Raw genomic sequence first — 420 nt, 5'->3', positions numbered from 1 at the left:
GCTTGTTTTGCGCCGCGACACCAAGTGGGAAAGTCACAATAAGCGCGCAGAGGAGATGGCCCAGGTAACGGGGCACTGCAGGTCTCGGAACCTTGATGGCGATCGCCCGCCAATTGAGCGCAGGGCAAGGATGTTGAAGGATCAGCAAAATAGATCTTCTTTCGGTTCGACAAACTATGCGGATGACGCGTCAGTCAATTCTAGAATGTATCCAATGCCACGGATGGTCTTGATCCGTGGCGTTGCACCTGATCTGGTCAGATGTCCACGTAAACGATAGATTCCGACTTCAAGCGCGTTGGCAGACACGTCGTCGTTGAACGAATAGAGGTGATCTTCCAACTGCGCACGGGGCACGATGCGGCCTGCCCGGTTAAGCAGATGCTCTAGAATACAGAGTTCGCGACGTGCGATCATCAT

1 protein-coding gene is annotated in these 420 nt (G+C 53.6%); it reads right to left on the bottom strand.

From position 1 onward, the window contains the following. Positions 1-174: 174 nt before the first annotated feature. Positions 175-420: winged helix-turn-helix domain-containing protein (locus EOA85_RS37055; RefSeq protein WP_164760222.1), on the bottom strand; the 246-nt coding region annotated here is incomplete at its 5' end.

The organism is Mesorhizobium sp. M5C.F.Ca.IN.020.29.1.1 (assembly GCF_003997375.1).
In the GTDB taxonomy this organism is placed as follows: Bacteria; Pseudomonadota; Alphaproteobacteria; order Rhizobiales; family Rhizobiaceae; genus Mesorhizobium; species Mesorhizobium wenxiniae.
The sequence above is the reverse complement of the archived record's forward strand: the minus strand, read 5'-3'. Positions and strand labels throughout refer to the sequence as shown.